Raw genomic sequence first — 24,799 nt, forward strand, 5'->3', positions numbered from 1 at the left:
GGCCCGAGCCCACCGGCCGGATGCGGTCGATACCGTCGGCATAGACCAGCCCGCTGCCCGCATGGGCTGAGAGACGCCGCCCCCGGTTCCTTCGCCATGGCATGCCGGCCCCCAGGGCCGGCTTTCAGCCCTTGTGCACCGGACGGCTCGTGCGTGTTCCGGTGCTGCGGCAGGCCTGCAGGACATGGTCGGCGACACCCAGCGCCGCCAGTTCCGCGCCCATCCGCGCCAAGGCCGCCCCGTCGATCAGGGTGGGATCGACCGTCGTGCGCACCTGGTGGGCCGTGCCGCTGGCCAGCAGCAGCCGCAGGCTTTCCCTGGCCCTGTCGCCGCTGCCGGCTGCGCCCGTCACCCGCCGATAGCCGGAAAACGGCGCCTTCACGTCGAAGCCGACCCAGTCGCAAAGCGGCAGCACCGCCGCAAGCCGGGCGGGGTAGGGGCCGGCCGTGTGCAGGCCGGTCCTGAACCCCAGGGCCCGGACCGCCCGCAACGCCTCGGGCAGGCCGCGCTGAAGCGTCGGCTCCCCGCCCGAGAACACCACGCCGTCGAGCAGGCCGCGCCGTCCCGCCAGAAAGTCCAGGATCTCTTGCCAATCCAGCGCGCCCTCGGCCTCGGGCGGGATGAGATGCGGGTTGTGGCAATAGGGGCAGTCCCAGGGACAGCCCTGCAGGAAAAGGGTGGCGACCAGCTCGCCCGGCCAGTCGCAGCTGGACAGGCGCTGCAGGCCGCCGATGCGGATCTCAGCCAAGATCGGCCCGCCGCTCGCTGAAATACAGCCGCTCGCGGAATTCGCCCTTCTTGCCGCGGTTGAACGAGGATACCGGGCGGTGATAGCCCATCACCCGCGTCCAGATCTCGCAGGGCTGGCGTTCCTCATCCGCCAGCAGGATCTCTTCCGGTCCGGTTTTCCAGTCGTCGAACATGGTCTTTTCCTTCCTCAATGCGCGGCCGATTGCCGCTTTTTCGCGATAAGCTCTTCGTCGCAGCGCGGGCAGAACGCGTGTTCGCCCGCGATATGGCCATGCCTGGGGCAGACCGAGAATGTCGGCGTGACGGTGATATAGGGCAGGCCGAAATTCTCCAGCGCCCGGCGCACCAGCTTGCGGCAGGCCTCGGCCGAGGACAGCTGCGTGCCCATGTAGAGATGCAGCACGGTGCCGCCGGTGTATTTGCGCTGCAGCGCCTCTTGCCGTTCCAGCGCCTCGAACGGGTCGTCGGTAAAGCCGACAGGCAGCTGGCTCGAATTGGTGTAATAGGGCTCGTGTTCGGTGCCGGCCTGGAGGATGCCGGGAAAACGCCTGCGGTCCTCCTTGGCGAAGCGATAGGTGGTGCCCTCTGCCGGCGTCGCCTCCAGGTTATAGAGATGTCCGGTCTGTTCCTGGAAGGCGGTGATGCGCGCCCGCAGATGGTCGAGCAGTCGCAGCGCGAAGGCATGGCCCCATTCGGTGGTGATGTCATGCGTATCGTCGGTGAAGTCGCGGATCATCTCGTTGATGCCGTTGACGCCCAGGGTCGAGAAATGATTGCGCAGCGTGCCCAGATAGCGCCGGCTATAGGGAAACAGCCCGTCGTCCATCAGCCGCTGGATCACCCGGCGCTTGATCTCCAGGCTGTCGCGGCCCAGGTCGAGCAATTCGTCCAGGCGCCGCAGCAGCCCGGCCTCGTCGCCCTTGTGCAGATGGCCCAGCCGCGCGCAATTGACGGTGACGACGCCCAGCGAGCCGGTCTGCTCGGCGCTGCCGAACAGCCCGTTGCCGCGTTTCAGCAGCTCGGTCAGGTCGAGTTGCAGCCGGCAGCACATGGACCGCACCATGTTCGGCTTGAGGTCCGAGTTCAGGAAGTTCTGGAAATAGGGCAGGCCGTATTTCGCCGTCATCGCGAACAGCAGCTTGGCGTTCTCGCTGTCCCAGGGAAAATCCGGCGTGATGTTGTAGGTCGGGATCGGAAAGGTGAAGACCCGGCCCTTTTCGTCGCCGCGCGTCATTACCTCGATATAGGCGCGGTTGATCATGTCCATCTCGGCCTGCAAGGCGCCATAGGTGAAACCCATCGGCTGACCGCCGATGACCGGCACCTGGTCGCGCAGATCCTCGGGGCAGACCCAGTCGAAGGTCAGGTTGGTGAACGGGGTCTGCGTGCCCCAGCGCGAGGGGACGTTGAGGTTGAAGATCAGCTCCTGCATGGCCTGCCGCACCTCGGCATAGCCCAGCCCATCCTTGCGGATGAAAGGGGCCATATAGGTGTCGAAGGATCTGAAGGCCTGCGCGCCGGCCCATTCATTCTGCAGCGTGCCCAGGAAGTTCACGATCTGGCCGATGGCGCTGGACAGGTGCTTCGGCGGCCCGGCCTCGACCTTGCCGGGGACGCCGTTGAACCCCTCGGTCAGCAAGGTGCGCAGCGACCAGCCGGCGCAATAGCCGGCCAGCATGTCGAGGTCGTGGATATGCAGGTCCCCCCGGCGATGCGCCTCGCCCACGGCGGCCGGATAGACATGCGACAGCCAGTAATTGGCCACCACCTTGCCCGAGACGTTCAGGATCAGCCCGCCGAGCGAATAGTCCTGGTTGGCGTTGGCATTCACCCGCCAATCGGCGCGGTCCAGGTATTCGTTGACCGACGAGGCGACATCGATGGCGACATCCCTTGCCGGCGCGATGGGCGGGGACGTAAGCGGCGCCGGCATCAACGCGCCCTCCCTTGCCTGCGGCTTGCTGCCGCCCTTGCGGTGCTGCGGACGGCGGCGCCGGCCTTGGCAGGTCTGGTGGTGAAGGATGGCCGCATCTGTTCCCCGTGCTGCTGGGGGCGGGGCAGGCCAGGACGCATGGAGCCCTGCGGCGACAAGGCCGCATTGCCAGGCGCACCGCCGGGACACCCCGCCCGTGGTTCATCGTCATCATCACGGCAGGTCTCCTGGCTCGCAGGTCGCCGCCCTTGCCGGCCTTCCCAATGCCGTGCGGCACCAGTGGCGTGATCCGGCGCAGGCTCGCTGCTTACAGTTGCGGGGGCAGCGTCGGCCTTGCCCCGAAAGGCGCACCGGCTTCCCTCTTCGCTTTCGGACCGGATCGACCCGAAAGAACCGTGATGCCTACATATAGGGATGATGGCGCCGTATCCGTCAAGATATTGTGCGGGCCTGCGACATTTTGTGCAGGATAGTCCGGCCGCCTGGGCAGGGACCACGAAGCCCGATCCCGATCCGGGGCACGGCCTTGGGCGGGCTGGTTGCGAGATTGCGCTTCGTGGACCTTCGGGTCGTCCCCCGGCCTTTGTGCCCATGGCCAGGCAGGGCTGGCACCGGAATGACCTTGGGCAGGAACCGCCAGCCATGGGCCTTTGCCAGCCTGGCTGACAGGGGCGCTAGATCGTCACCTTGACGAAGCTGTCGCGCAGCGCCGCGGACCAGGCGGCGGACATGGCCATGAAGGCCGGGTCGCCTTCCAGGATGCGGCGCTTGTGGCTGACCCGGCAGTCGTCCTTGCGGATCACCGCCAGGTCCAGCGGCATCCCCACCGACAGGTTCGAGCGCAGCGTCGAATCCATCGACAGCAGCACCGCCTTTTGCGCATCGGCCAGCGAGGTCTGGGGCGTCACCACCCGGTCGAGGATGGGCTTGCCGTATTTGTGCTCGCCGATCTGCAGGAAGGGGGTGTCCTCGGTCGCCTCGATGAAATTGCCCTCGGGATAGATCAGGAACAGCCGCATCTCGCCGCCGGCGCGCTGGCCGCCGACGATCATGCTGGCGCTGGCCTGCTGGTTCAGGTCGCGGCACTGGTCCACGATCTCGCGCCGGGTGCGGTTCAGCGTCTGGCCGATGATCGTCGCCACCTGCAGCATGGTGGAGGCGCGCATGATCGAGGTCTCTTCATCGGCCTCGGGCAGTTCGATGGCCTCTTGCAGGCGGGCGATGGTTGTCTGGGTCAGCGACAGGCTGCCGGCGGTCATGATCGCGATCACCCGCTCGCCCGGCTGCTCGAAGAAGAACATCTTGCGATAGGTCGATATGTTGTCCAGCCCGGCATTCGTCCGGGTGTCCGAGAGCAGGACGAGCCCCTCGTTGAGCTTCAAGCCGACGCAATAGGTCATGACCGTTCCATGGCACAAAATCCCCCGAGGGATACGACCGCCCCGCGCCCGGCGCAACAGGCAGGGCTACTGCTCCATCTCCTCGACCTGCACCCGCACGTCCAGGCTTTCCTCGCCCGTGCCGAAGGTGGTGCCGCGCACCGGCGCCGCGTCATCCGCATCCAGACCCGAACCCAGCCGGACATAGCGGTCGTCGGGACAGCAGGCATTGGCCGCATCGAAGCCGACCCAGCCCAGGGCGCCGACATGGACCTCGGCCCAGGCATGGGCGGCGTCATGCGGCTCGCCCCCGGCGTTGGAATGCAGGTAGCCCGAGACATAGCGTGCCGGCAGGCCGCGTTCGCGGGCGCAGGCGATCAGCGCATGGGCATGGTCCTGGCAGACGCCCTGGCCGAGCGCCAGCGCCTCGGCGGCGGTGGTGTGCGACTCGGTCACGCCGGGGACGTAGGCGATGGCGGCCGATACCGCCTCGGCCAGCCGGTGGGCCAGGTCCAGCGCATCCTCGCCCTGCACGGAACGGGCAAGCTCGCATAACCCCGGATCGGTCCCGGTCACGGCGGTCGGACGCATGTAGACCAGCGGATGCACGGTCTCGCGATGGTCGCGCAGCACGCCGGCGGTGTCCCGCGTCTCGACCTGGCCGGCGATCGAGACCACGACCTCCTGCACCGGGCCGCGCACGGTCCAGCCCTCGATCCAGTCGCCCGCGCCGTCGCGGAAGCTCGCGCCGCGCTGGCCGCCCGAGACCGAGATGGTCCAGCCCGAGACCCGCTGCCCCTGGTGGACCGAGGGGGTCAGGCGCAGGCTCTGCACCAGCCCCTGCGCCGGCGGATCGTAGAAATAGCTGGTTTCATGGATGATCTTCAGCCGCATGGCATCTGCCCCCTACATCCGCCCGCTCAGGTAATCGTCATGCACGGCGTTCGAGATGCTGGCCAGCTCGTTGATGAACCAGGACAGGAACTCGTGCAGCCCTTCGTCGAAGATCGCCTCGATGTCGCGCGCCATCAGCTGCTCCAGCGTCTCATGCGCGCGGCCCGAGGCGCTGGCCGGCACCTCGGCGCCATAGCGGCGCACCAGGCCGTCCAGATGCCAGACCGCCTCGTAAAGCGAGGTCAAAAGCGATCGCGGGCTCTCGCCGTTCAGGATCAGGAAATCCGCCACCTTGCCGGCCGTCACCTCGCCGCCATAGGCCCAGTGGAAGGCCCGATGCGCCGAAAGCGCGCGCAGGATCACCTGCCATTGATAGTTGTCGAGGCCCGAGCCCACGAACTCCACCCGCGGCAGCAGCACGAAATACTTCACGTCCAGCAGCCGCGCGGTCGCGTCGGCGCGTTCCAGCGAATAGCCCAGGTTGACGAAATGCCAGCCGTCGTTGCGCAGCTGGGTCGCATTGATCGCGCCGCGCACGGTCGAGCCGTGCCGGGTGGTGAAATCGGTCAGCATGGCGGTATCCAGCCGGGCGCGCGGCTGCCGCTCCAGCGCCCGCAGCTCCTGATAGGCCATGTTCAGCGCATCCCAGACCTGGCTGGTCAGCGCCGTGCGCACGATCCGCCCGCCCTCGCGCGCCCGCTCGATGCAGGAGGCGACCGAGGACGGGTTGGCATGGTCGAAGAACAGCCAGCTTTCGATGTTCTCCTGGGTGATCTCGTCGCCGTAGCGCTCGGCAAAGGCGGCCTGCGCCCCCGAGGCGCGCAGCAGCGATTCCCATTCGTTGCGATAGCCCTCGGCGGTGTTGGGCAGCAGGGTGATGCGCGCGCCCACGTCCAGCAGGCGGGCGGCGGTTTCGGCGCGTTCCAGGTGGCGGCCCATCCAGAACAGGTTGGCGGCGGTGCGGCTGAGCATGGCTGACCCTCCCATCATTCCGACAGGATCCAGGTGTCCTTGACGCCCCCGCCCTGCGACGAGTTCACCACCAGCGAGCCCTCGCGCAGCGCCACGCGCGTCAGCCCGCCCGGCACCAGCTCGATCCGGTCGCCGCAGAGGCAGAAGGGCCGCAGGTCGACGTGGCGCGGCGCCACCCCCTCGTCGACAAAGGTCGGGCTGGTGGACAGTGCCAGCACCGGCTGGGCGATGTAATTGCCGGGGTCGGCCTGGATGCGCAGGGCAAAGGCCTCGATCTCGGCCTGGGTCGCGCAGGGGCCGATCAGCATGCCGTAGCCGCCCGAGCCATGCACCTCCTTGACCACCAGATCCTTGAGGTTGGCCATGACATAGCGGTAATCCTCGTCCTTCCACAGCGTCCAGGTCTGGACGTTGCGCAGGATCGGCTCTTCGCCGAGGTAGAAGCGGATCATCTCGGGGACGAAGGTATAGACCGCCTTGTCGTCGGCCACGCCCGCGCCCGGCGCCGAGGCGATCGAGACCCCGCCCGAGCGATAGACATCCATCAAGCCCGGCACGCCCAGCATGGAATCGCGGCGGAAGCACAAGGGATCGAGGAACTGGTCGTCGATGCGGCGATAGATCACGTCCACCCGCTTCGGCCCCTGGGTGGTGCGCATGTAGACGAAGCCGCCATCGACGAACAGGTCGCTGCCCTCTACCAGCTCGACGCCCATCAGGTTCGCAAGGAAGCTGTGTTCGTAATAGGCGCTGTTGTAATGGCCGGGCGTCAGGATCACCACGGTCGGCGGTCCATCGCATTTCGCCGGCGCCACCGAGGCGAGCGTGCGGCGCAGCAGTTCTGGATACTGGTCCACCGGCTCGATGCAGTTGTTGCGAAACAGCGCTGGGAACATGCGCATCATGATCTCGCGATTCTCCAGCATGTAGCTGACGCCCGAGGGGGTGCGGCAATTGTCCTCGAGCACGTAGAACTCGTCCCGGCCGGTGCGGACGATGTCGATGCCGACGATATGCGAAAACACCCCGCGCGGCGGCACGAAGCCGACCACCGCCTTTTCATAGGCCGCGTTCTGGTAGACCAGCCGGGCGGGGATGCGGCCGGCGCGCACGATCTCGCCCCGGCCATAGACGTCGCGCAGAAAGGCGTTGAGCGCCCGCGCCCGCTGCTTGATGCCGCGTTCCAGCCGGCGCCATTCGCTTTGCAGGAACACCCTGGGCATCATGTCGAAGGGGATCAGCCGGTCCGGGTCGCCGCCCTCGCCATAGACCGCGAAGGTGATGCCGATGCGGCGGAACAGCGCCTCGGCCTCGGCCTGCTTCATCTGGCGGATCTCGGCAGGCATGGCCTCGATCCAGTCCGAGAGCATGGCATAGGGTTCGCGGACCCGGCCGCCATCGACCATTTCATTGTAATACATCGTCATCGCCGCCACCCTTGCCTCTGCCCATGATCTTCGCATCTGGGCGGGCACTGTCCACAGCCGGGCCGCCTGCGGCCAAAGCGAAATCAGGATTTGACGAGCGTCGGGCATTTTCTGGCGGAATAATAGGCAGAAAGCGAACCTCGCCCGCCGAAAGCGCCGGAAAGCCCTGCGATGGGGCCGCATCGTCCCTGCCGGATTTGCGGGCAGCGCGCCCAGGCGGCGCAAACGGCGTGGAAGCCGATGCCCCGCTCTCACCCCCCGGCAGCCCGCATCTGAGTCGGTCGGGCTATCTGGCTGTCAGCGGCAGCGCAAATCCTCGACGGGCGTGCAATCCTTTCACCCGCAGACATACGGCGGGTTCACAAAGTAAGCCGTCGGCTGCGCCGTGAGCGAGAATGCAACGACGATGGAGGTTTCGGTCTGGCGCGGGTCTGGTGGACCGGGGCGTCGTGGCAAGCAGACCGTGCTCGACGTCGTCAGCGGGATCCAGCGGACCGTCGATCCGTCCCTGACCTGTCGCTCTGCCTGCCGCCTCGGCATGTGCGGGATCGCCGACGGCCGGCCGCACCGGACCTGCCGCACGCATGCCAAGCGCGTGCTGGCGGATGGCGGGCTGCAGGTCCGCTGCGGAACCTGCCGGTGATCGAGGATCTGGCGGCGGACATGGACCCGTTCTTCGGCAGATGGATCAAGCCCGGCGGCGTCCATCAGCCCAGCCGGACGGGCGGGGAACGGATGAGCCCGGCCCCGTTGCCGAGGGCGATCGAATGCGGCGGGCAAGGGGTTCCGGTCCGGGGCCTATGACCGCAAGATCCTCGGCGGGATATTTCGCTCCAGTTCGGCCTGGCGCGGGCGGCCAAGGATCTGGACCTTGCCTTGATCTATGCCGCCAGCCTGAACCTGCCCTTGGGCGTCGGCGCCGCGGCCTTCCCGGTCCATGCGATGTCGCGGGCGGATGGCTTTGGGCAGAGCGGCGGGTCGGCGGTGCCGGAGACGCTCAGGCGCAAGGCCGCCTTGCCGGGCGTGGCGTTCAGCGGGTAGGGAGCCCGCTGAAGCGCCCCGGCCCGGCCGTCGCAACGTGCTGATGATCGCATGGCCCCTTGGCGGAGCCTTGCGCGGGGCCGTCATTCGATCCGGGACAGCAGCGCCTCGGGCAGGTCGATGCCTTTGGCGGCGGCGGCCTGGCGCAGGGCGATGCGCCTTGATCCGGGGATGCGGGCGTGCGGCTGCGCCTCGATGGCTGCGGCCAGGCGCTCGATATGGGGCAGGGCGTCCGTGCCGCCGATGATCCGGGAGCAAGGGCGATGATGAGAGATCGGGCGGGACGACCGCCCGTCCGCGATGACATTTCCGGCGATGACCCAGCGGGTCGCGATGGTCCTGGCAGTCGCCTGTTCGGTCGGGGTGATCCGGTTGTCGCAACTGTTGGGCGGTCGCGGCGCCGGGGCGGCGCTGGCCGATTTCCGCGCGGTCTTGCTGCCCATGGGCCTGGCGGGGGGCTTGCCGCGCTGTCCTTCCTGCGCCTTGCCGCATCGACCGGAGCGGCGGCGCTGGCCCGCCCGCCGGCCTGCCGATAGGGTTCCCGCCGGCGGCTTCCGCAGCCGGCCGTCACGTCCCGAAGCGGCCGAACCTCAGGACGACGCCGCCGAGCCGGTCGGCCTGCGGCAGCACCAGCGCGTCGTCGATCCAATGCGCCTCCAGGCCGGCCGCTGCCGCCTTCTCTGCAACATCGGCAGGCCGGGCGGTCATCAGGTCGATGGCCGCGACGCTTGGCAGGGTCGCATCGGCCAGCATGTTCGGGATGGTGCCGTGCCGCGCGATGAACCCGGCGCGGTCGGTCACGGTCCAGCCGCCCCTGGCGGTGGCGATCCGCAAGGTCCGGGGGTCCAGCCTTTCCGCCTTTGCGGCATGGATGCGCTCGAACCAGTCGACGACCGCGGCGGTGTCTTCGGGATCGGCGACCACCGTCAGCCCGGCAATTCCGGTGACGCCGTTCGGGTGATCCATCCATTCGGGATATTCGATGAGATCGCGGCGGAACTGCTGGCATGCGAACAGCGAAAGCCGCGGATGCCGGTCGTTTGCCAGGATCTTCAGCTGCGTCCGCGTCCGGTCCGGGGTTCCGTCCGAGCGGGTGACGGCGCGGCCGAAGTCGATGGTGCCGGTGACGGTCACGCCCCGCCGCCCCAGCGCCTCCGCGTCGGCGGCGGCATCGGCGGAGTTGAGCGCGGTCAGGCAGACGCCCTCGCGTTGCGCCAGATGGGCCTCGACATGGCGGCCGAAGCGAAAGCCGCCGGCCTCATGGCCATCCAGCAGCGCGGGGTCGCCGATGCCGACGATCTCGAAAAGCTGGTCCCTGAAGATCAGCACCGTCGTGCTGGTGCCCCAGGGATGCTGGCTGAAGCCGCGGCTGAGAAAGCCAAGCCGCAGGTAGCTGTCGCGCACCGCGACGATGTCGTTCACGCAAACGAGCGCGTGATCGATGCCCAGCGAACGGATCATGCAGACTCCCGCAGGAAAATGCCCAGGGGCGGGCCGGAACGCAGCATAGTCGCGGGGGATGGGCGCGGTCAAACCGCGCCGCATGGGTTGGGCGACCACTGCGGGATGCGCGTGGGATCGGCGCGGGTTGCGACCGATCCCCCGGTCACGGGAACCGCTTCCCGCGATCAGCCGGGCGCGTAGCCGAAGCTTACCGGCGGTTGGGCCGCGGTCTCGACCCAGACGCTTTTCGTCTGGGTATAGGCCAGCAGCGCCTCTTGCCCCGACGAGCGGCCATAGCCCGAGCGGCCGAAGCCGCCAAAGGGCGAGCAGACGTTGATCGTCTTGTAGCCGTTCACCCAGAAGGTGCCGGCGCGGACCGCCGCGGCCATGCGATGCGCCCGGCCCACGTCCGCGGTCCAGACCGCGCCCGCCAGGCCATAGGGGTTGTCGTTGGCCAGGGCGACGGCCTCTTCCTCGGTCTCGAAACCCAGGACCGAGACGACGGGGCCGAAGATTTCCTCGCGCGCCACGCTCATCTGCGGGGACACGTCGTCGAGGATCGTCGGGGCGAAGTAGAAGCCGCCGGTTGCCTCGAGCGATGCCGGCCGGCCGCCGCCGGCGGCGAGGCGGGCGCCCTCGGCCACGCCGGCGCCGACCATCTCGGCGATCTTCTGCCACTGCCGGCGGTTGTTGATCGGGCCGACATGCGTCGCCTCGTCGAGGGGGTGGCCCAAGGCGATCCGTTCCGCCGCCTCGGCATAGGCCGCGACGAAACGGTCCTTGATGCTGCGATGCACCAGCAGGCGCGAGCCCGCGACGCAGCTTTGTCCTGCGCCGGCAAAGATCGCCGCCTGGGCGCCGACGACCGCGCGCGGCAGGTCGGCATCGGGAAAGACGATATTGGCCGACTTGCCGCCCAGTTCCAGCACGCAGGGCACGGTGTTCCGCGCCGCCGCCGCGGCGATGGCCGAGCCCGCCTGCGCCGAGCCGACAAAGACCACCAGCCCCGTCCGGGGGTGGGTGACGCCGGCCTGCCCCGCCGTCGGCCCGGCCCCGGCGATGACGTTGACCAGCCCGCGCGGCGCGCCGCCCAACTCGCACATCCGGCCCAGGATCAGCGTGGACAGCGGCGTCAGTTCCGAGGGCTTGATCACCACGCCGTTGCCGGCGCAGATGGCGGGCGCGATCTGCCAGCCGCCGGTGAACAGCGGCGCGTTCCAGGGGGTGATCTGCATGACCACGCCGATCGGCTCGTGCCGGGTATAGTTCAGGTGGCTGGAGGGCACCGGGATCACGTCGCCGTAAAGCTTGTCGCACCAGCCGGCGTAATATTCGAACATCTCGGCCACGCGCAGCGCCTCGCCGCGGATGTCGCGGATCGGGCGCCCGGCCGAGCGGCTTTCGATCTCGGCGATGAGCGGGGCGTGGGCGCGGATCCGGCCGGCGATGGCCCACATCATCCGGCCGCGCGCGGCGGCGGGCATCGCCATCCATTCGCGCTGCGCCTGGGCCGCCGCCGCCATGGCGGCGTCGATCTCGGCCGCGCCGGCATCGGCATAGCGCGCGAAGACCTGGCCCGAGGCCGGGTCGGTCAGCTCCAGCTGCGCGCCCGAGCCGGGCAGGATCTCCCCGCCGACCAGGCTGCCGATGTCGGCGCCCGGAAAGATCTCGCGATAGAGCGCCAGGATCCGGTCGGCCTGTTCGGCGGCGTCGATTGTCGTCACGTTCATGTCCCTTACCTCATTTCGCCCGGAAATCGCCCATGCGGGTAAAATCGTCGCTGCCCTGATAGGGCGCATCGGCCCAAAGCTGCGCGGCCTTTTCGGTCAGCGGCAGTCGGGCGCCGCATTCTTCGGCCAGTTGCCGCGCCAGCCGCACGTCCTTTTGCATCAGCGCCATGGTGAAGCCGCTGTCGAAGGCGCCGTTCATCACCCAGTTGGGGAAATGCACCTCGCTGAGCATGGACCTGCCGGACGCGGCGTTCAGCACCTCCAGCACCGATTGTGCGGGGATGCCCGCCGCCTCGGCCAGGCGCAGCCCTTCGGCCGTGGTCAGCATATGGGCGGCGCAAAGCAGGTTGTTGACCAGCTTGGCCACATTGCCCGCGCCGCTGTCGCCGACATGGATCGCCTTGGCCGACAGCGCGTCGATGACGGGCCGGGCATCGGCCAGGTCGGCGGCGGAACCCCCGATCATCATGGTCAGCGCCCCCTTGGCCGCACCCGCCGGCCCGCCCGAGACCGGGGCGTCCAGGAAGCCGTGCCCCATGGTCGCCAGCCGTGCCGCCAGCGCCCGCGACACCGCGGGTTCCGAGGTCGAGGTGTCGATGACGACGATCCGCGGCCGGGCCTGCAGCACCCCCGAGACCTGGTCGATGACCCCTTCGACATCGCGCGCCGTGGGCAGGGAAAAGACGACGTGATCGGCGGCAAAGACCTGGGCCAGATCGCCCGCCGGCTCCACGCCCGCGGCGCGGGCCTGTTCGGACCGCTCGGGGGACAGGTCGAACCCCAGGGTGCGGAAACCGGCCCGGACGGCCGAGGCCGCCATGCCAAGGCCCATCGCGCCCAGGCCCACGACGCCGACGGTGGATGTTTCTGTCATGTGATCCTCTCCTGTTGATGCCCGACAATTCCCGCAACCGGGGTGCCGGCGCTAGCGGTCGGATCACGAACGAGGTGTTGCCCCCTGCGCAACATCGGCAAAGCTGGCCATGCTGCGTTCCAGATGTCCGGCCAGTTGCGCCACCGAGGCCGGCAGCCGTCGCCGCGCCCGCACCATCAGATGCGCCGTCGCCCCCAGAAGCGCCAGGTCGGCCAGTTCGCGCACCACCGCCGCGCCCTCGGCCAGGTCCATGGCGACCGAGGCGCGGGGCAGGAAGGCAAGCCCCAGCCCCGCGGTCACGAAGCGGCGCAGCGCGTCGATCGAGGTGGTCATCAGCTGCGGCGCCAGCGCAAGCCCGCTGTCCGAGGCGACGCGCGCCAGCAGGTCGGTGGTGCCGTGCCCCCTGGGCAGCAGCGCCAGGGGAAAGGCCAGGCAATCGGCCAGCCGGACCTGCGGCAGGCCGGCCAGCGCATGGCCGGGCGGCATCACCACGCAAAGCGGGTGGCTGGCCGAAACGATGCTGCGCACCGATCCCGTCACCGGCGGGTTGTAGGCGATGCCGATGTCGCTTTCGCCATTGGCCAGCGCCGCGACCACCGTGTCCGTCGAGCCGATCAGCAACTCATAGCGCACATGCGGGCTGTGCGACACGAATCCGGCCAGGCCGTTTCGGATGAAATCCGCCAGGAATCCCTCGCCGCAATGGATGCGGATGTTGCGCTGCTGGATGCCGCGCAGGTCGGCCAGCTGTTCCTGAAGGAAGCCCGCCTCCTCGACGACATGGCGGGCATGTTCCAGCACCAGGTTCCCGGCATCGGTCAGGCGCACCCCTTTCGAGCTACGCTCGAACAGCACGACGCCCAGCTGCGCCTCGAGGTCGGCGATCTGGCGCGACACGACCGAGGGCGCCAGCCCAAGCTGGTCGCTGGCGGCGCGGATCGAGCCATAGCGATGCACGGCCAGATAGATGCGGATGTCGCGGCGGTCGAGGGTCATCATCGCCTCACGATGATGACCGTCCGTCTCGGGAGTCAAGGCGCGCGCAGCTCTGCCAGCGCCAGGTCCAGCCAGAAGCCGACGGCAGGCGGGATCAGCGCATCGTTGAAATCGAAGCGCGGCGAATGCAGGCCCGGATTGTCGCCGGTCTCGCGGGCGGACCCCATCCAGAAATAGCAGCCCGGCACCTGGTTCAGCATGAAGGCGAAATCCTCGGCCGCCATGCTGGGCGGGGCATCGACGACCGAAAGCCCGCCCGCCGCCGCGACCTTCCGCACCAGGGCGGCGTTCTCGGGCGTGTTGAGGGTCGAGGGATAGCGCCTTTCATAGTCGATCCCGGCCGTGCAGCCGAAACCCTCGGCCACCGATGCGGCCAGCTTGCGCAGCCGCGCCTCGATCAGGTCGCCGACGGCCGGATCGAACCAGCGGGTGGTGCCGCGGATGACGGCCGTCTCGGGCAGCACGTTCCAGGCGTCGCCGCCATGGATCTGCGTCACCGACAGGACCGCGCTGTCCAGCGGGCTGACGTTGCGCGCCGCGATGGATTGCAGCGCCGTCACCAGATGCGCGGCGGCCAGCAGCGTATCCGCCCCTTCATGCGGCATGGCGCCATGCGCGCCCTGGCCCAGAAGGCGGATCTCGAAGGTGCCGAAGGCCGCCATCATCTCGCGGTCGCGCGCGACCAGCGTGCCGAGCGGCAGGCCGGGCCAGTTGTGCAGCGCATAGACCGCATCGACCGGGCAGTCGCGGAACAGCCCGTCCTCGACCATGGCCCGCCCGCCGCCCTCGTTCTCCTCGGCCGGCTGGAAGATGAAGCGGAGCGTGCCCTCGAACGGCATCCCGGCCAGCAGGCGGGCGGCGGCCAGCGCCACCGCCGTATGGCCGTCATGGCCGCAGGCATGCGCCCGGCCGGGATTGCCCGAGGCCCATTCGACGCCGCTGGCCTCGGCGATCGGCAGGGCGTCGATGTCGGCGCGGATGCCGATGGCGCGATTGCCGCTGCCTTTCGCCAGGCTGCCGACCACCCCGGTCCGGCCGATGCCGCGCCGGACCTCATAGCCGAATTCCGCCAGCTTCGCCGCGATGAAACCGGCGGTCTCATGCTCCTGGAACCCCAGCTCGGGGCTGCGGTGCAACTGCCTGCGCCATGCGACCGCATCGGCCACCACCTCTGCCGGCAGATCGCGCATCAGAAGAGCCTCAGGGTCAGGTCGGCGATCACCACCGAGCCCATATAGGTGCCCAGCATGACGCAAATGGCGACGATGACGATCTTCCAGCCCGAGCTTCTGGCGATGGCAAATTCCTTGGCCGACAGCGCCAGCCCGCCATAGGCCAGGGCGGGCGTGGCCAGGGACAGGAAGTTGATCTTGTCGGCCTGCCGCACCACCCAGTCCGAACCGGGAACGCCGGGGATCGTGGCGACGATGGCGATCAGCGACACCCAGGCGACGGCCGGCAGGTAGAAGGGCACGAAGCGGGCCAGCATCAGCCCGACGACCGAGCAGAGATACAGGAAGGCCATGCCCGGCAGCGCCTCGAACGCGCCGGTGCCGGTCGAGACATAGTTCGCAATCGTGCCGATGACGCAGGCGATCAGCAGCAGGATCGCGGTTTCGCCGATGCGAATCCGGCGCTCGTCCAGTTCCTCGTTGCCCAGGGGCAGGTTTTCAGCGGTCTTGCTCATGATCTCATCCCTGGTTGTAAAGCTCGGGCCGGGCCTTGCGGAACAGCCATTCGGTCAAGGGCAGGGCGACGAACATGCCGACATAAAGCCCGGTGGCATAGGTCAGCACGTTCGAGGCGCCCGCCAGGCCCAGGATCAGATCCTTCTGCTCGGGGATGACATTGACCAGCGCGCCGGTGCAGGCCGCCAGCATGGACCCCGAGCCGACGCCGCAGGACATGGCCAGCGCCCGGACGTCGAAGACGCCAAGCGCATGGATCAGGGGCGGCATGATGGCAAAGACGAAGGTGCCGATCAGCGTGCCGGTGGCATAGACGCCCATGACGCCCGCGCCCTCGGGGCTGTCGAGGCCGTATTTCTCGGCGATCAGGGCGAGGTTCGGCTCGCGGTCGATGGAATAGACCGCGCCGATGGTCTCGCGCCCCATGCGCAGCAGGAAGACGGCGACCGGGAAGGCGATGACGATGGTGCCGAGGTTGCCGATCTCTTGCAGGACCAGGGCGGGGCCGGCGTCGATGATGGCCTGGATCTGGGGGCCGACCGTCGTGCCGAACTTGGCGACGAAGGGGGTGATGGCGATGGTGATCATGCCGCCCGCGAACTTCTGCACGCCGGGGGTCAGCAGCCGTCCGGTCGCGCGCGTGATGTTCGGGTTCAGCACGATGCTCATGGCGAAGGCATAAAGCATCGGCAGCAGGATGATGGCGGCGATGCCGATGGGCAGCCTCAGCACGCCGATCGCCTCGGCGATGCAGACGATGACAAGCACGGTCGCGTGCAGCGCCCAGGTTCCGGGGCTGAAGGCAGGGGTGTCCCGCATGGGATTTCCTCTCTGTTGTGGCGGTTTTTCGACGGACTATGAAATCTTGGTGCGGGATCGACCAGTCCGGGAACTGGAACATCGCGTTGCCCGGACAGCAACGAAAGCCCCCTGGCCGGGACGGGCCAGCGCCGGCGGGCCTTGCCGTCTTGCGCCCTGCGCGGCCTTGGTGTGCGCCCTTCGCGACATTCGCTTGACGCATGGCAATATCTTTACATACGAATGTATGCATCTTCTGTCGTTCCCGAAGGGAGAGCGGGGGCCGCAGGGGCAAGCGGGGCGGGGAGGCCCCGGATCAGGGAGGAACGAATGAACGGAACAGAACCAGGCCGCCTTGCGGCACTGGCCGGAGGCGCGATGCTGACGGCAATCCTTGGCGCAACTGCGGCCGAGGCCACGAACGGCTATTTCGCCAATGGCTATGGCGGCACCTCGAAGGGGATGGCCGGGGCGGGGGTCGCGATACCCACCGGCATTCTGGGCCTGGCCCAGAACCCCGCCACGGGCACCGCATTGCCGACCCAGGCGGGGATTTGCCTGACCGGCTTTGGGCCCGAGCGCGGCTTCAGCATCGCCCCCGGCGGGCCGCTGGCGCCCGGCAGCCAGACCAGCGGCAACAGCCTTTTCTGGATCCCCTGCGGCGGGTTCAACTACAAGCTGGACGAGCAGAGCTCGGTCGCCGTCTTCATGTTCGGCAATGGCGGCATGAACGTGGAATACGGCACCAACCCCTTTGCCGCCCTTGACCCGTCTGCGTCCACCGATCCGCTGGGGATCAACCTGGAGCAGGCCTTCATCAGCCTGAACTATTCCCGCAAGCTGACGCCGCGGCTCTCGGTAGGCCTGGGGCCGGTGCTTGCGGTGCAGCGGTTCAGCGCAACGGGGCTGGGGGCCTTTGCCGGCATGTCCGCCGCGCCCGGCGCCGTGACCCATGGCGGCGACGATTGGTCGACCGGCCTGGGGGTGTCGCTGGGCGTGCTTTACCAGGTGGACAGCCAATGGACCCTGGGCGCGTCCTGGCGCAGCCGCATCGACATGCAGCCCTTCGAGGATTATGCGGGCCTTTTCGCCGACGGCGGCGAATTCGACATCCCGGCGATGGCGACGCTGGGCGTCGCCTTCCGCCCGGCCGGCCGCCCCGGCCTGACGCTGACCGCCGAATATCATCGCATCTTCTATGGCTCGGTCCCCTCGCTGGCCAATAGCGGGGCGATGCTGGCCGCGCCCCTTGGCAGCGCCGGCGGCCCCGGTTTCGGCTGGAAGGACATGGACGTCGTCCGCGTCGCCGCCGCCCAAAGGGTGAACGACAGGCTGACGCTTCGCGGCGGCATCAGCCATGCCTCGAGCTTCATCGACCAGGGCGACGAGGTGCTGCTGAACATCATGGCCCCGGCGACGCCGCGCTGGCATGCCTCGATCGGGTATAGCTACAGGCTGGGCGAGCGGGCCACGCTGACCGGCAGCTACACCCATGCCTTCCGCGAATCGAAGTCCGGCGCCAACCGGACGCCGGGCCTGGGCCAGCAGACCACCCTGTTCATGGAGCAGGACGAGGTCTCCATGGGCATCAGCTGGGATTTCTAGCCGCCTTGGGGCGCCCCTGCCGGGGGCGCCCCTTGTCCAGTCCGCTTCGGAAAAACCCCATGGCGGCCGCATCGCGCGCGGCGGCGCCGATCCCCTCTCAGGGCTCGGCCGCCTGCATCATTTCGTTGAACACCTGGTATTCATCCGCAAAATGCCGCCGCAGCCGGTCGAGTTCGTCCGCCCCGTAGTGTTTCAGGATGTCCCTGGCCGGGACCGGGTTGACATGCGCATGCCCCAGCTCCACCGGGCCGCCAAGAAGCTTTTGCGCAAAGCCCTCCAGGCTCGCCAGGGTTCCGACGGAGCCGAGCCATTTCGATGCGGTGGCGGTGTTCGGGATGTGAAAGCGATAGCCGCGCCGGATATGGGCGATCGACCGGGTGGCGAAGTCGACGGCGGATATTTCGTATTCCCCGCCCGACAATATGGCGTCGAGATAGGCGCGCGCGTCGCGGAAATGCAGGAAGGCGGTGGCTTCCTCGACGGTCCAGGGGCTCTGGTAGGTCGGCCGCCCCTGCCGCAGGCGCGACATGAACCCGCTGACGATGCGCTCCAGCGGGTCGCGCAGCACGAAGGATATCCTGATTCCGGGAAACGCCGCCCTGATCCTGGGGACGGTCCAGTCGTGATGAAAGATCAGCGGGACGCGGAACGGCTCGGCCGCAGCCACCCTTTCGGCGGCCGCCCGGAAGGTCGTCCCGCCGGTCTTGCCGATGTGCAGATAGGCTCTCGTGCGGTCGCGCCCTTCGGAAATCTGCCTGAGGATGAGGGGGTCGTCGGTCATGGCGTCCTGGAAAATCCTGCTTCGGGACCATTAATGCATCAGGCCCGGCGCTGCCAGTGCGGGCAAGATCTTGCGCATCCGCCCAGGCGGTTTGGGCAGGAACGGGCCGTGCGATTTGCCCGCGGCTGCCGCCGGCGGGGTCGGCGCGCTAAACTTGCCGGCATGGGAGCGACGCTTTTTCTGTCCATGACCGCGCTTGCCGCGTTCCTCGTCGGCCTCGACCGCAGAGGAGCCGCGCGTCTGCTGGCCTTTGGGTTCGGCGGCATGGCTGCGGCGGTGGCGCTTTGGGTGATGGCGGCGCTGATCGCGGTCTACCGGCCCTTCTGACCTTGCCCAGGCATCGCTGGCTCGGGGTGGCCGGCCGGGGGGAAATCCGTCCGGCGGGCGTATTCGCCCGAATCTGAAATTACCAAGCAATATCAAAGGGAAGTGGCGGAGAGGGTGGGATTCGAACCCACGGAACCCGTGAAGGCTCAACGGTTTTCGAGACCGCCCCGTTCGACCACTCCGGCACCTCTCCGCGCTTTTCGGGTGGTGGCGGCGATTTAGACGGGCGGGGGTTGAAGCGCAAGGGCCTTCGCGTCAAAACCGCGAAAAATTTGTCTCTCGGGGGAATCATGGGCGGAATGCGCAGGGCAGGGCGGATCGCCAGCGCCAAGGGGCCGCAGCCATGCCGCTGCTGATCGGACCGCTGGCCCATCCGCTCATCCGCGCCCGCCTTGCCCCGCAGGCGACCGGGGCCGGTTCGCTGCAAGGCCGGCTGGAGGGCGGCGGGCTGGCCGGGATCGCCGCCGACGCCTGGCCGCGGCTGGCGCCCGGCGATGACGACCTGCCGCTCTGGCAGGCCGACTGGACGCCCGCCCTGCGCCGCTATGCCGAAATCTTCGGGCTGGAGCCGCAGGGCCACCATGGCCGGGAACTGCTGGGCCTGGGCGAGCCGGCAAGCGATGCGCCCGATTGGCAGCCCGAACTCGCCGCCGCCATGGCCGACTGGCTGCTGGCCCTGCCCAAGGACCGTCCGGCCGCGGCGATCCGCAGGCGCCTGCCGATGATTGCGACCTGGGTCGCCTCGCGCCAGCGCGCCGGGGCCGAGACCCAGGGCCTGCCCCATGTCGGCCCCGCCGCGGCCGAGCGGGTCAGGATCGATTCGGTCGAGGAACCCTATGCGGAATATTTCTCGGTCGAGGCGATCCGGCTGAGCCAGCACCGCAACGACGGCGGCTGGACCGATCCCTTGGCCCGCGCCGTCTTCGTCTCGGGCGATGCGACGGTGGTCCTGCCTTGGGATCCGTTGCGCGACCGGGTCATGCTGATCGACCAGCTGCGCGCCGGCCCCCTGGCGCGCGGCGATGCGCAGCCCTGGCTTTACGAGACCGTGGCCGGCCGCGTCGATGCCGGCGAGACGCCGCAGCGTGCCGCCCGGCGCGAGGCGGTCGAGGAGACGGGCATCGCGATTTCCCGCCTGTTCGCCGCGCCGCACAACTATCCCAGCCCCGGAGCGGTGGCGGAATACCTGTATCTCTATGTCGGCATCGCCGAGCTGCCAGACGGCAGCGCCGGCCTGGGCGGGCTTGCGACCGAGGACGAGGACATCCGCTCGCACCTGATCCCGCGGGCCGAGCTGACGCGCATGGCGCTGGCCGGCGAGATCCGCAACGGGCCGCTGCTGAACCTGGCGCTGTGGCTGGAATTGCGCCACCAGGACATCCGCCGCGAATTGGCCCAGGAAGCCAAGACCGTCCCGGCGGGGTTGCCGCCGTCATGAAGCGGCGTGTAAACCGGGCGGGAACATCCTGCGAAAGGCCAAGCCCATGCGCATCTGCCCCGACCTCGCCTCTGCCATCGGCAATACTCCCCTGATCCGGCTCAACCGCGCCTCGGAAGAGACGGGCTGCGAGATCCTGGGCAAGGCCGAGTTCATGAATCCGGGCCAGTCGGTCAAGGATCGCGCCGCGCTCTACATCATCAAGGATGCGGTGGCGCGGGGCGAGCTGAAGCCGGGCGGCACCATCGTCGAGGGCACGGCCGGGAACACCGGCATCGGCCTGGCGCTGGTCGGGGCCTCGATGGGCTTCCGCTCGGTCATCGTCATCCCCGAGACGCAGAGCCAGGAGAAAAAGGACATGCTGCGCCTGGCCGGGGCCGAACTGGTCGAGGTGCCCGCGGCGCCCTACAAGAACCCCAACAACTACGTGCGCTATTCCGGCCGCCTGGCCGAGGAACTGGCCAGGTCCGAGCCGAACGGCGCCATCTGGGCCAACCAGTTCGACAACGTCGCCAACCGCCAGGCGCATCTGGAAACCACTGGCCCCGAGATCTGGGAGCAGACCGCCGGGCGCGTGGACGGGTTCATCTGCGCCGTCGGCTCGGGCGGGACGCTGGCGGGCGTGGCCATGGCGCTGCAACCCAAGGACGTCAGGATCGGCCTGGCCGACCCCGAGGGCGCGGCGCTTTACAGCTATTATACCGAAGGCGTCTTCGAAAGCCCCGGCTCCTCGATCACTGAGGGCATCGGCCAGGGCCGCATCACCGCCAACCTGGAAGGTTTCACGCCCGACTTCGCCTATCGCATCCCGGATGCCGAGGCGCTGCCGGTGATCTTCGATCTGCTGGAATACGAGGGGCTGTGCCTTGGCGGCTCGTCGGGGGTGAACGTGGCCGGCGCGATCCGCATGGCCAGGGACATGGGCCCCGGTCACACCATCGTGACGGTGCTTTGCGACTATGGCACGCGTTACCAGACCAAGCTCTTCAACCCCGAGTTCCTGCGGGCCAAGGGCCTGCCGGTGCCGGAATGGATGGCCCGCAAGCCCGCCGACCTGCCCGAGGTCTATCAGGACTGAACCGAACCATGCCCCGATTTGCCGTGCTGCCCCGGCTCGCCTTGCTGATCCTTGCGCTGTTCCTGGCGCTCGGCCAGCCCGTCCTGGCCCAGCCAGAGCAAGAGGCGCCGGACCTGGCCGCCTGGAACAAGCTGGCCGACCAGGCCGAGCAGATCCTGGAATCGGGCTCGGCCAACGACGTCCGGCTGCAGACCATCCGCGACGAGGTGGTGAAATGGCGCGAGCGGCTGAAGGCCGCCCAGGGCGTCAACGCCACCCGCATCGCTACGCTCAAGGACCAGATCGCCGCGCTGGGGCCGGCCCCGGCCGAGGGCCAGACCGAGCCCGAGGAGATAGCCGCCCGCCGCAAGGAACTGGGCGAACAGCTTGCCACGCTGCAGGCGCCGGGGTTGCAGGCGGTCGAGGCCTATGGCCGCGCCGACGGCATCGTCGCGCAGATCGACCAGACCCTGCGCGCGCGCCAGACCTTCGCGCTGATCCGCAAGACGCCGACGCCGCTGAACCCGGCGAACTGGGGTCCGGCCGTGGCCGAGGCGGGCCAGGTCGCCAGCCATATCTATGCCGAAGCGCGGGGGCGCTGGGACAGCACCGCCGGCGCGTCGGGCTTTTCCGAGCGGCTGCCGGTCTTTGCCGGGCTGCTGCTGGTCGCGCTGCTGTTGTTGTCGCGCGGCCGGCGCTGGGTCGATTCGCTGCCCTCGCGGCTGTCGGCCCGCGCCAGCGAGCGATCGCGCGCGGCGCTGGTCTTCGGCGTCTCGCTGGGCCAGATCGCCATCCCGCTGGTCGGGCTGATCCTGTTCGCCTCGGCGCTGATGTTCTCGGGGCTGTTCGCGGAATGGGGGCTGCCGCTGGTGATGTCGCTGGCCGGGGCGGGCGTGTCCTTCTTTTCCGGGCTGTGGCTGGCGCGGCGGCTGTTCCCGGCGCCCGACACCGCCGTCGAGCCACCCCTGCCCATGGGCGAGGAACGCCGCGCCAAGGCGCGCTTTCGCGCGACGCTGCTGGCCGCCTCCCTGGCGCTGCACCAGCTTTTCGCACGCTCGGTCCTGCCGCTTTCGGGCTTTCACAGCCAGAACGACAGCGACACCGTTCCCCAGCGGCTCAGCGAGGCCTCGGCGGGGGTCTGGCATTTCCTGCTGGTGCTGTTCGGCGCCTTCTGCCTTTTGCGCCTGTGCAACGTGCTGCGCGGCCTGCGCCAGCCCGAGCCCGCCGATACGCCCGACTACCGCATCCGCGTGGTCAGCTTCCTGGCGATGATGGGGCGGCTGGTGGCGGTCATCGCGCCGTTGCTGGTGGCGGCGGGCTATGTCACCGCGGGCAATGCGCTGCTGTGGTCCGCGATCATGACGCTGGCGCTGGTCGGGCTGCTGATCATCCTGCAGGATTTCATCGCCGATCTCTACGCGCTGGCCAAGGGCGGCGACCGCTCGGCGCGAGATGCGCTGATGCCGGTGCTGATCGGCTTTGCGCTGATCCTGCTGTCGCTGCCGGTGTTCGCGCTGGTCTGGGGCGCGCGCGCCAGCGACCTGGCCGAGGCCTGGACCAAGGCGCAGCAGGGCTTTTCGCTGGGCGGGGTGCGGCTGTCGCCGATGGCGCTGCTGACCTTCCTGATCGTCTTTGCCATCGGCTATTTCCTGACCAACTTCGTGCAGGGCGCCTTCCGCAGCTCCATCCTGCCCAAGACGAGGCTGGATGCGGGCGGGCAGAACGCCGTCACCTCGATGATCGGCTATGTCGGCGTGGCGCTGGCGGCGGTCTTTGCCGTGACCTCGGCGGGGATCGACCTGACCTCGCTGGCCTTCGTCGCCGGTGCGCTTTCGGTCGGCATCGGTTTCGGCATGCAGCAGGTGGTGTCGAACTTCGTCTCGGGCATCATCCTGCTGGTCGAGCGGCCAATCGCCGTCGGCGACTGGATCGAGGTCGGCGGCCAGCAGGGCATCGTCAGGAAGATGGCGGTGCGCGCCACCCAGATCCAGACCTTCGACCGCACCCAGGTCATCGTGCCGAACTCGAACCTGATCACCCAGCCGGTGACGAACTGGACGCGCGGCAGCCTGGCCGGGCGGATCATCGTGCCGATCACGGTGGGGGTGACGGCCGACAGCCGGCAGGTGGCCGCGCTCCTGCGCGAGATCGCCGAGGACCAGCCGACGGTCCTGGTGAACCCGGCCCCCGCGGTCCTGTTGCGCAGCATCACGCCGACGGGACAGAATTTCGAACTGCGCGCCGTGCTTTCCGACATCAACGGCGGCAGCTCGATCGTGTCCGAGATCAATCACCAGATCCTGGAACGCTTTGCCGCGGCGGGGATCGTCCTGCCCGGCAGTGCGCGGGGCGCGCAGGACATCTACCTGCATCAGGCCGAGGCCGAGGCGCCCGCCGCCCTCTCCCTCGCCGACGCGCAGGACGAAAAGGACCGGCCCGGCCGCAGCAGCTGAGAAGGCGCCGCGCCTTGCGCGTTCCGCGGGCCGCGCCGCGGAGGCCGTCCGGTCCAGGCCGGGCGCCGCACCTTGCGCTTCTTCGTTCCCCAAATACTCCTAGCGGCGCAGGCCGCTGGGCGGTTCCTGTTCCGGCAGGCCCTCTTGCGACAGCATGATCGCCACCGGGCGCAGCCAGGGGATCTGGGCGCAGACGATCATGATCGCCACCATGATCGGCACGGCCAGGAAGGTGCCGGCGATGCCCCAGACCACGCCCCAGAAGGCCAGCGACAGCACGATCCCGAACGAGGACAGCCGCAGCGTCTGGCCCAGCAGCATCGGATCGAACACGTTGCCGATGATGAACTGCACCGCCACCGTCAGCCCGCCCACCGTCAGCGTCACCGCCGGATCGCCGGTCTGCGCCAGCACCATGGCGATGGTGATGACCGTGGCCGCGATCGAGCCCAGCGTCGGGATGAAGTTCAGGATGAAGGTCAGCATGGCCACCGCCCCGGCCAGGTCCAGTCCCTGCACTCGGAAGATCGCCCAGATCAGCGCCGCCGTGACCGCGCTGATCGCCGCCTTGACCACCAGGTAGCGGTTCACCCGGCGCATGATCTTGTGGACCGTCTCCAGCACCTGCCGGGCCTGGGCGGGATCGCCGGTCAGGCGCTCGATCTTGTCCGGGAACCAGATCCGCTCGCTGAACATGAAGCCGACGAAGGTCAGGATCAGCACCGAGGCCGAGATCAGGTTCGACGCCTGCGCCGCGGCCGAGCGCAGCCAGCCGGCGACGTCGATGCTGCCCATGAAGGTGCCGATGGCCTCCTGCACGTTCGGTCCCCAGCGCTGGCTGAGCCGCGCCAGGGCCGCCTGTGCCCGGTCGGCATAGGCGATCGAGGTCGAGACCACCTCGTTCACCTGCGCCACCACCGCGGTCGCGGCCCAGAGCAGGCCGATGGCGATGGCGATCAGCGCCAGCGTGGTCGCCAGCCAGTTCGGCACCTTCAGCCGGGCAAAGGCGGAAATCGCGTCGCTGGTCAGCGAAAAGATGATGATGGCAAAGACCAGGCAGATCAGGATGAAACGCGCCTGCACCAGCAGGAACAGGATCAGGCCAAAGGCGATCACGCCCAGAAAGCCGGTCTGCAACCGCTCGCTCAGATGCGAGTCCCGCCCGTCCAATCGCGTCCCCTCATTCTTTCCGGCGGCGGGGCGCGGCCTGCGC

At 68.7% G+C, this 24,799-nt stretch carries 24 protein-coding genes, 1 tRNA gene and 1 riboswitch; of the genes, 7 read left to right on the forward strand and 18 right to left on the reverse strand.

The genetic code is table 11. The features are described 5' to 3' along the window. Nucleotides 1-124: 124 nt before the first annotated feature. The 7 genes from E3U26_RS19130 to E3U26_RS19160 form a co-directional block, all read right to left on the reverse strand. Complete coding sequence (locus E3U26_RS19130) at nucleotides 125-748, reverse strand: anaerobic ribonucleoside-triphosphate reductase activating protein (RefSeq protein ID WP_499107264.1); 624 nt, start codon at nucleotides 746-748, stop codon at nucleotides 125-127. Next, a complete protein-coding gene (gene nrdD, locus E3U26_RS19135; protein WP_036752628.1) occupies nucleotides 741-923 on the reverse strand; it encodes an anaerobic ribonucleoside-triphosphate reductase in 183 nt (60 codons plus the stop codon). Before nrdD ends, E3U26_RS19130 begins: the two co-directional genes overlap by 8 nt. Nucleotides 924-937: 14 nt before the next feature. Then, nucleotides 938-2,683: an anaerobic ribonucleoside-triphosphate reductase gene (locus tag E3U26_RS19140; RefSeq protein ID WP_499107266.1), complete on the reverse strand. Its 1,746-nt coding sequence runs from the start codon at nucleotides 2,681-2,683 to the stop codon at nucleotides 938-940. Nucleotides 2,684-2,883: 200 nt separating this feature from the next. Next, nucleotides 2,884-3,096: riboswitch (cobalamin riboswitch) on the reverse strand. Nucleotides 3,097-3,357: 261 nt separating this feature from the next. Beyond that, nucleotides 3,358-4,083, reverse strand: coding sequence for a proteasome-type protease (locus E3U26_RS19145; RefSeq protein WP_243785401.1), 726 nt, complete (start codon nucleotides 4,081-4,083; stop codon nucleotides 3,358-3,360). Between the two features lie 66 nt (nucleotides 4,084-4,149). Further along, nucleotides 4,150-4,956 carry a transglutaminase family protein gene (locus tag E3U26_RS19150; RefSeq protein ID WP_499107267.1) on the reverse strand — a complete coding sequence of 269 codons (807 nt, stop codon included), beginning with the start codon at nucleotides 4,954-4,956 and terminating at the stop codon, nucleotides 4,150-4,152. Nucleotides 4,957-4,968: 12 nt separating this feature from the next. Then, a complete protein-coding gene (locus tag E3U26_RS19155) occupies nucleotides 4,969-5,928 on the reverse strand; it encodes an alpha-E domain-containing protein (protein WP_114536544.1) in 960 nt (319 codons plus the stop codon). A 14-nt stretch (nucleotides 5,929-5,942) separates the two neighbouring features. Then, nucleotides 5,943-7,355 (reverse strand): circularly permuted type 2 ATP-grasp protein, encoded by a 1,413-nt coding sequence (locus E3U26_RS19160; RefSeq protein WP_116221202.1) that lies wholly within the window; start codon nucleotides 7,353-7,355, stop codon nucleotides 5,943-5,945. A gap of 406 nt (nucleotides 7,356-7,761) precedes the next feature. Here E3U26_RS19160 and E3U26_RS19165 point away from each other — a divergent pair, with 406 nt between their 5' ends. Together E3U26_RS19165 and E3U26_RS19170 are read left to right on the forward strand one after the other, a co-directional pair. Then, on the forward strand, nucleotides 7,762-7,998 hold the full coding sequence (locus E3U26_RS19165) for a 2Fe-2S iron-sulfur cluster-binding protein (protein WP_499107270.1): 237 nt from the start codon (nucleotides 7,762-7,764) through the stop codon (nucleotides 7,996-7,998). Nucleotides 7,999-8,231: 233 nt separating this feature from the next. Further along, nucleotides 8,232-8,396, forward strand: a complete 165-nt coding sequence (locus E3U26_RS19170) for a hypothetical protein (protein WP_499107271.1) — start codon at nucleotides 8,232-8,234, stop codon at nucleotides 8,394-8,396. An 83-nt stretch (nucleotides 8,397-8,479) separates the two neighbouring features. Here the strand turns inward: E3U26_RS19170 and E3U26_RS19175 are convergent, their stop codons facing one another. The 8 genes from E3U26_RS19175 to E3U26_RS19210 form a co-directional block, all read right to left on the reverse strand. Further along, nucleotides 8,480-8,839 carry a hypothetical protein gene (locus tag E3U26_RS19175; RefSeq protein WP_499107273.1) on the reverse strand — a complete coding sequence of 120 codons (360 nt, stop codon included), beginning with the start codon at nucleotides 8,837-8,839 and terminating at the stop codon, nucleotides 8,480-8,482. A gap of 124 nt (nucleotides 8,840-8,963) precedes the next feature. Beyond that, nucleotides 8,964-9,857 carry a VOC family protein gene (locus E3U26_RS19180; protein ID WP_244294976.1) on the reverse strand — a complete coding sequence of 298 codons (894 nt, stop codon included), beginning with the start codon at nucleotides 9,855-9,857 and terminating at the stop codon, nucleotides 8,964-8,966. A 167-nt stretch (nucleotides 9,858-10,024) separates the two neighbouring features. Continuing rightward, nucleotides 10,025-11,569: an aldehyde dehydrogenase family protein gene (locus tag E3U26_RS19185; RefSeq protein ID WP_499107274.1), complete on the reverse strand. Its 1,545-nt coding sequence runs from the start codon at nucleotides 11,567-11,569 to the stop codon at nucleotides 10,025-10,027. Nucleotides 11,570-11,579: 10 nt separating this feature from the next. After that, nucleotides 11,580-12,443 (reverse strand): NAD(P)-dependent oxidoreductase, encoded by an 864-nt coding sequence (locus E3U26_RS19190; RefSeq protein WP_449044085.1) that lies wholly within the window; start codon nucleotides 12,441-12,443, stop codon nucleotides 11,580-11,582. A gap of 63 nt (nucleotides 12,444-12,506) precedes the next feature. Continuing rightward, a complete protein-coding gene (locus E3U26_RS19195) occupies nucleotides 12,507-13,439 on the reverse strand; it encodes a LysR family transcriptional regulator (RefSeq protein ID WP_499107276.1) in 933 nt (310 codons plus the stop codon). 35 nt (nucleotides 13,440-13,474) lie between these two features. Next, complete coding sequence (locus tag E3U26_RS19200) at nucleotides 13,475-14,629, reverse strand: M20 aminoacylase family protein (RefSeq protein WP_499107277.1); 1,155 nt, start codon at nucleotides 14,627-14,629, stop codon at nucleotides 13,475-13,477. After that, nucleotides 14,629-15,126: a hypothetical protein gene (locus E3U26_RS19205; protein WP_036752590.1), complete on the reverse strand. Its 498-nt coding sequence runs from the start codon at nucleotides 15,124-15,126 to the stop codon at nucleotides 14,629-14,631. The genes E3U26_RS19200 and E3U26_RS19205 overlap by 1 nt, the downstream gene beginning before the upstream one ends. 4 nt (nucleotides 15,127-15,130) lie before the next feature. After that, complete coding sequence (locus tag E3U26_RS19210; protein WP_499107279.1) at nucleotides 15,131-15,946, reverse strand: DUF3100 domain-containing protein; 816 nt, start codon at nucleotides 15,944-15,946, stop codon at nucleotides 15,131-15,133. 357 nt (nucleotides 15,947-16,303) lie between these two features. Here E3U26_RS19210 and E3U26_RS19215 point away from each other — a divergent pair, with 357 nt between their 5' ends. Then, the gene (locus tag E3U26_RS19215; RefSeq protein ID WP_499107281.1) at nucleotides 16,304-17,530 is read left to right on the forward strand and encodes an OmpP1/FadL family transporter; all 1,227 of its coding nucleotides are present in this window, start codon (nucleotides 16,304-16,306) and stop codon (nucleotides 17,528-17,530) included. Nucleotides 17,531-17,627: 97 nt separating this feature from the next. On the opposite strand, the gene E3U26_RS19220 is transcribed toward E3U26_RS19215, so the two are convergent. Continuing rightward, nucleotides 17,628-18,311, reverse strand: coding sequence for a sulfotransferase family protein (locus E3U26_RS19220; protein WP_499107283.1), 684 nt, complete (start codon nucleotides 18,309-18,311; stop codon nucleotides 17,628-17,630). A 186-nt stretch (nucleotides 18,312-18,497) separates the two neighbouring features. Between E3U26_RS19220 and E3U26_RS19225 the strand changes: the two genes are divergently transcribed. Then, complete coding sequence (locus E3U26_RS19225) at nucleotides 18,498-18,638, forward strand: hypothetical protein (protein ID WP_157034065.1); 141 nt, start codon at nucleotides 18,498-18,500, stop codon at nucleotides 18,636-18,638. 103 nt (nucleotides 18,639-18,741) lie between these two features. Here E3U26_RS19225 and E3U26_RS19230 read toward each other — a convergent pair. Further along, nucleotides 18,742-18,831: transfer RNA gene (locus E3U26_RS19230), tRNA-Ser, on the reverse strand. Nucleotides 18,832-18,981: 150 nt separating this feature from the next. Between E3U26_RS19230 and E3U26_RS19235 the strand changes: the two genes are divergently transcribed. Genes E3U26_RS19235 through E3U26_RS19245 form a run of 3 tightly spaced genes read left to right on the forward strand, consistent with a single transcriptional unit; the run spans nucleotide 18,982 to nucleotide 23,586 of the window. Next, nucleotides 18,982-20,076 (forward strand): NUDIX hydrolase, encoded by a 1,095-nt coding sequence (locus tag E3U26_RS19235; RefSeq protein ID WP_499107285.1) that lies wholly within the window; start codon nucleotides 18,982-18,984, stop codon nucleotides 20,074-20,076. A 46-nt stretch (nucleotides 20,077-20,122) separates the two neighbouring features. After that, the gene (locus E3U26_RS19240; RefSeq protein WP_499107287.1) at nucleotides 20,123-21,154 is read left to right on the forward strand and encodes a cysteine synthase A; all 1,032 of its coding nucleotides are present in this window, start codon (nucleotides 20,123-20,125) and stop codon (nucleotides 21,152-21,154) included. Between the two features lie 8 nt (nucleotides 21,155-21,162). After that, on the forward strand, nucleotides 21,163-23,586 hold the full coding sequence (locus E3U26_RS19245; RefSeq protein WP_499107289.1) for a DUF3772 domain-containing protein: 2,424 nt from the start codon (nucleotides 21,163-21,165) through the stop codon (nucleotides 23,584-23,586). 99 nt (nucleotides 23,587-23,685) lie between these two features. On the opposite strand, the gene E3U26_RS19250 is transcribed toward E3U26_RS19245, so the two are convergent. Further along, nucleotides 23,686-24,756, reverse strand: a complete 1,071-nt coding sequence (locus tag E3U26_RS19250) for an AI-2E family transporter (protein ID WP_499107291.1) — start codon at nucleotides 24,754-24,756, stop codon at nucleotides 23,686-23,688. Between the last annotated feature and the right edge of the window lie 43 nt (nucleotides 24,757-24,799).

The sequence above is a fragment of the Paracoccus ferrooxidans genome, assembly GCF_029909815.1.
In the GTDB taxonomy this organism is placed as follows: Bacteria; Pseudomonadota; Alphaproteobacteria; order Rhodobacterales; family Rhodobacteraceae; genus Paracoccus; species Paracoccus versutus.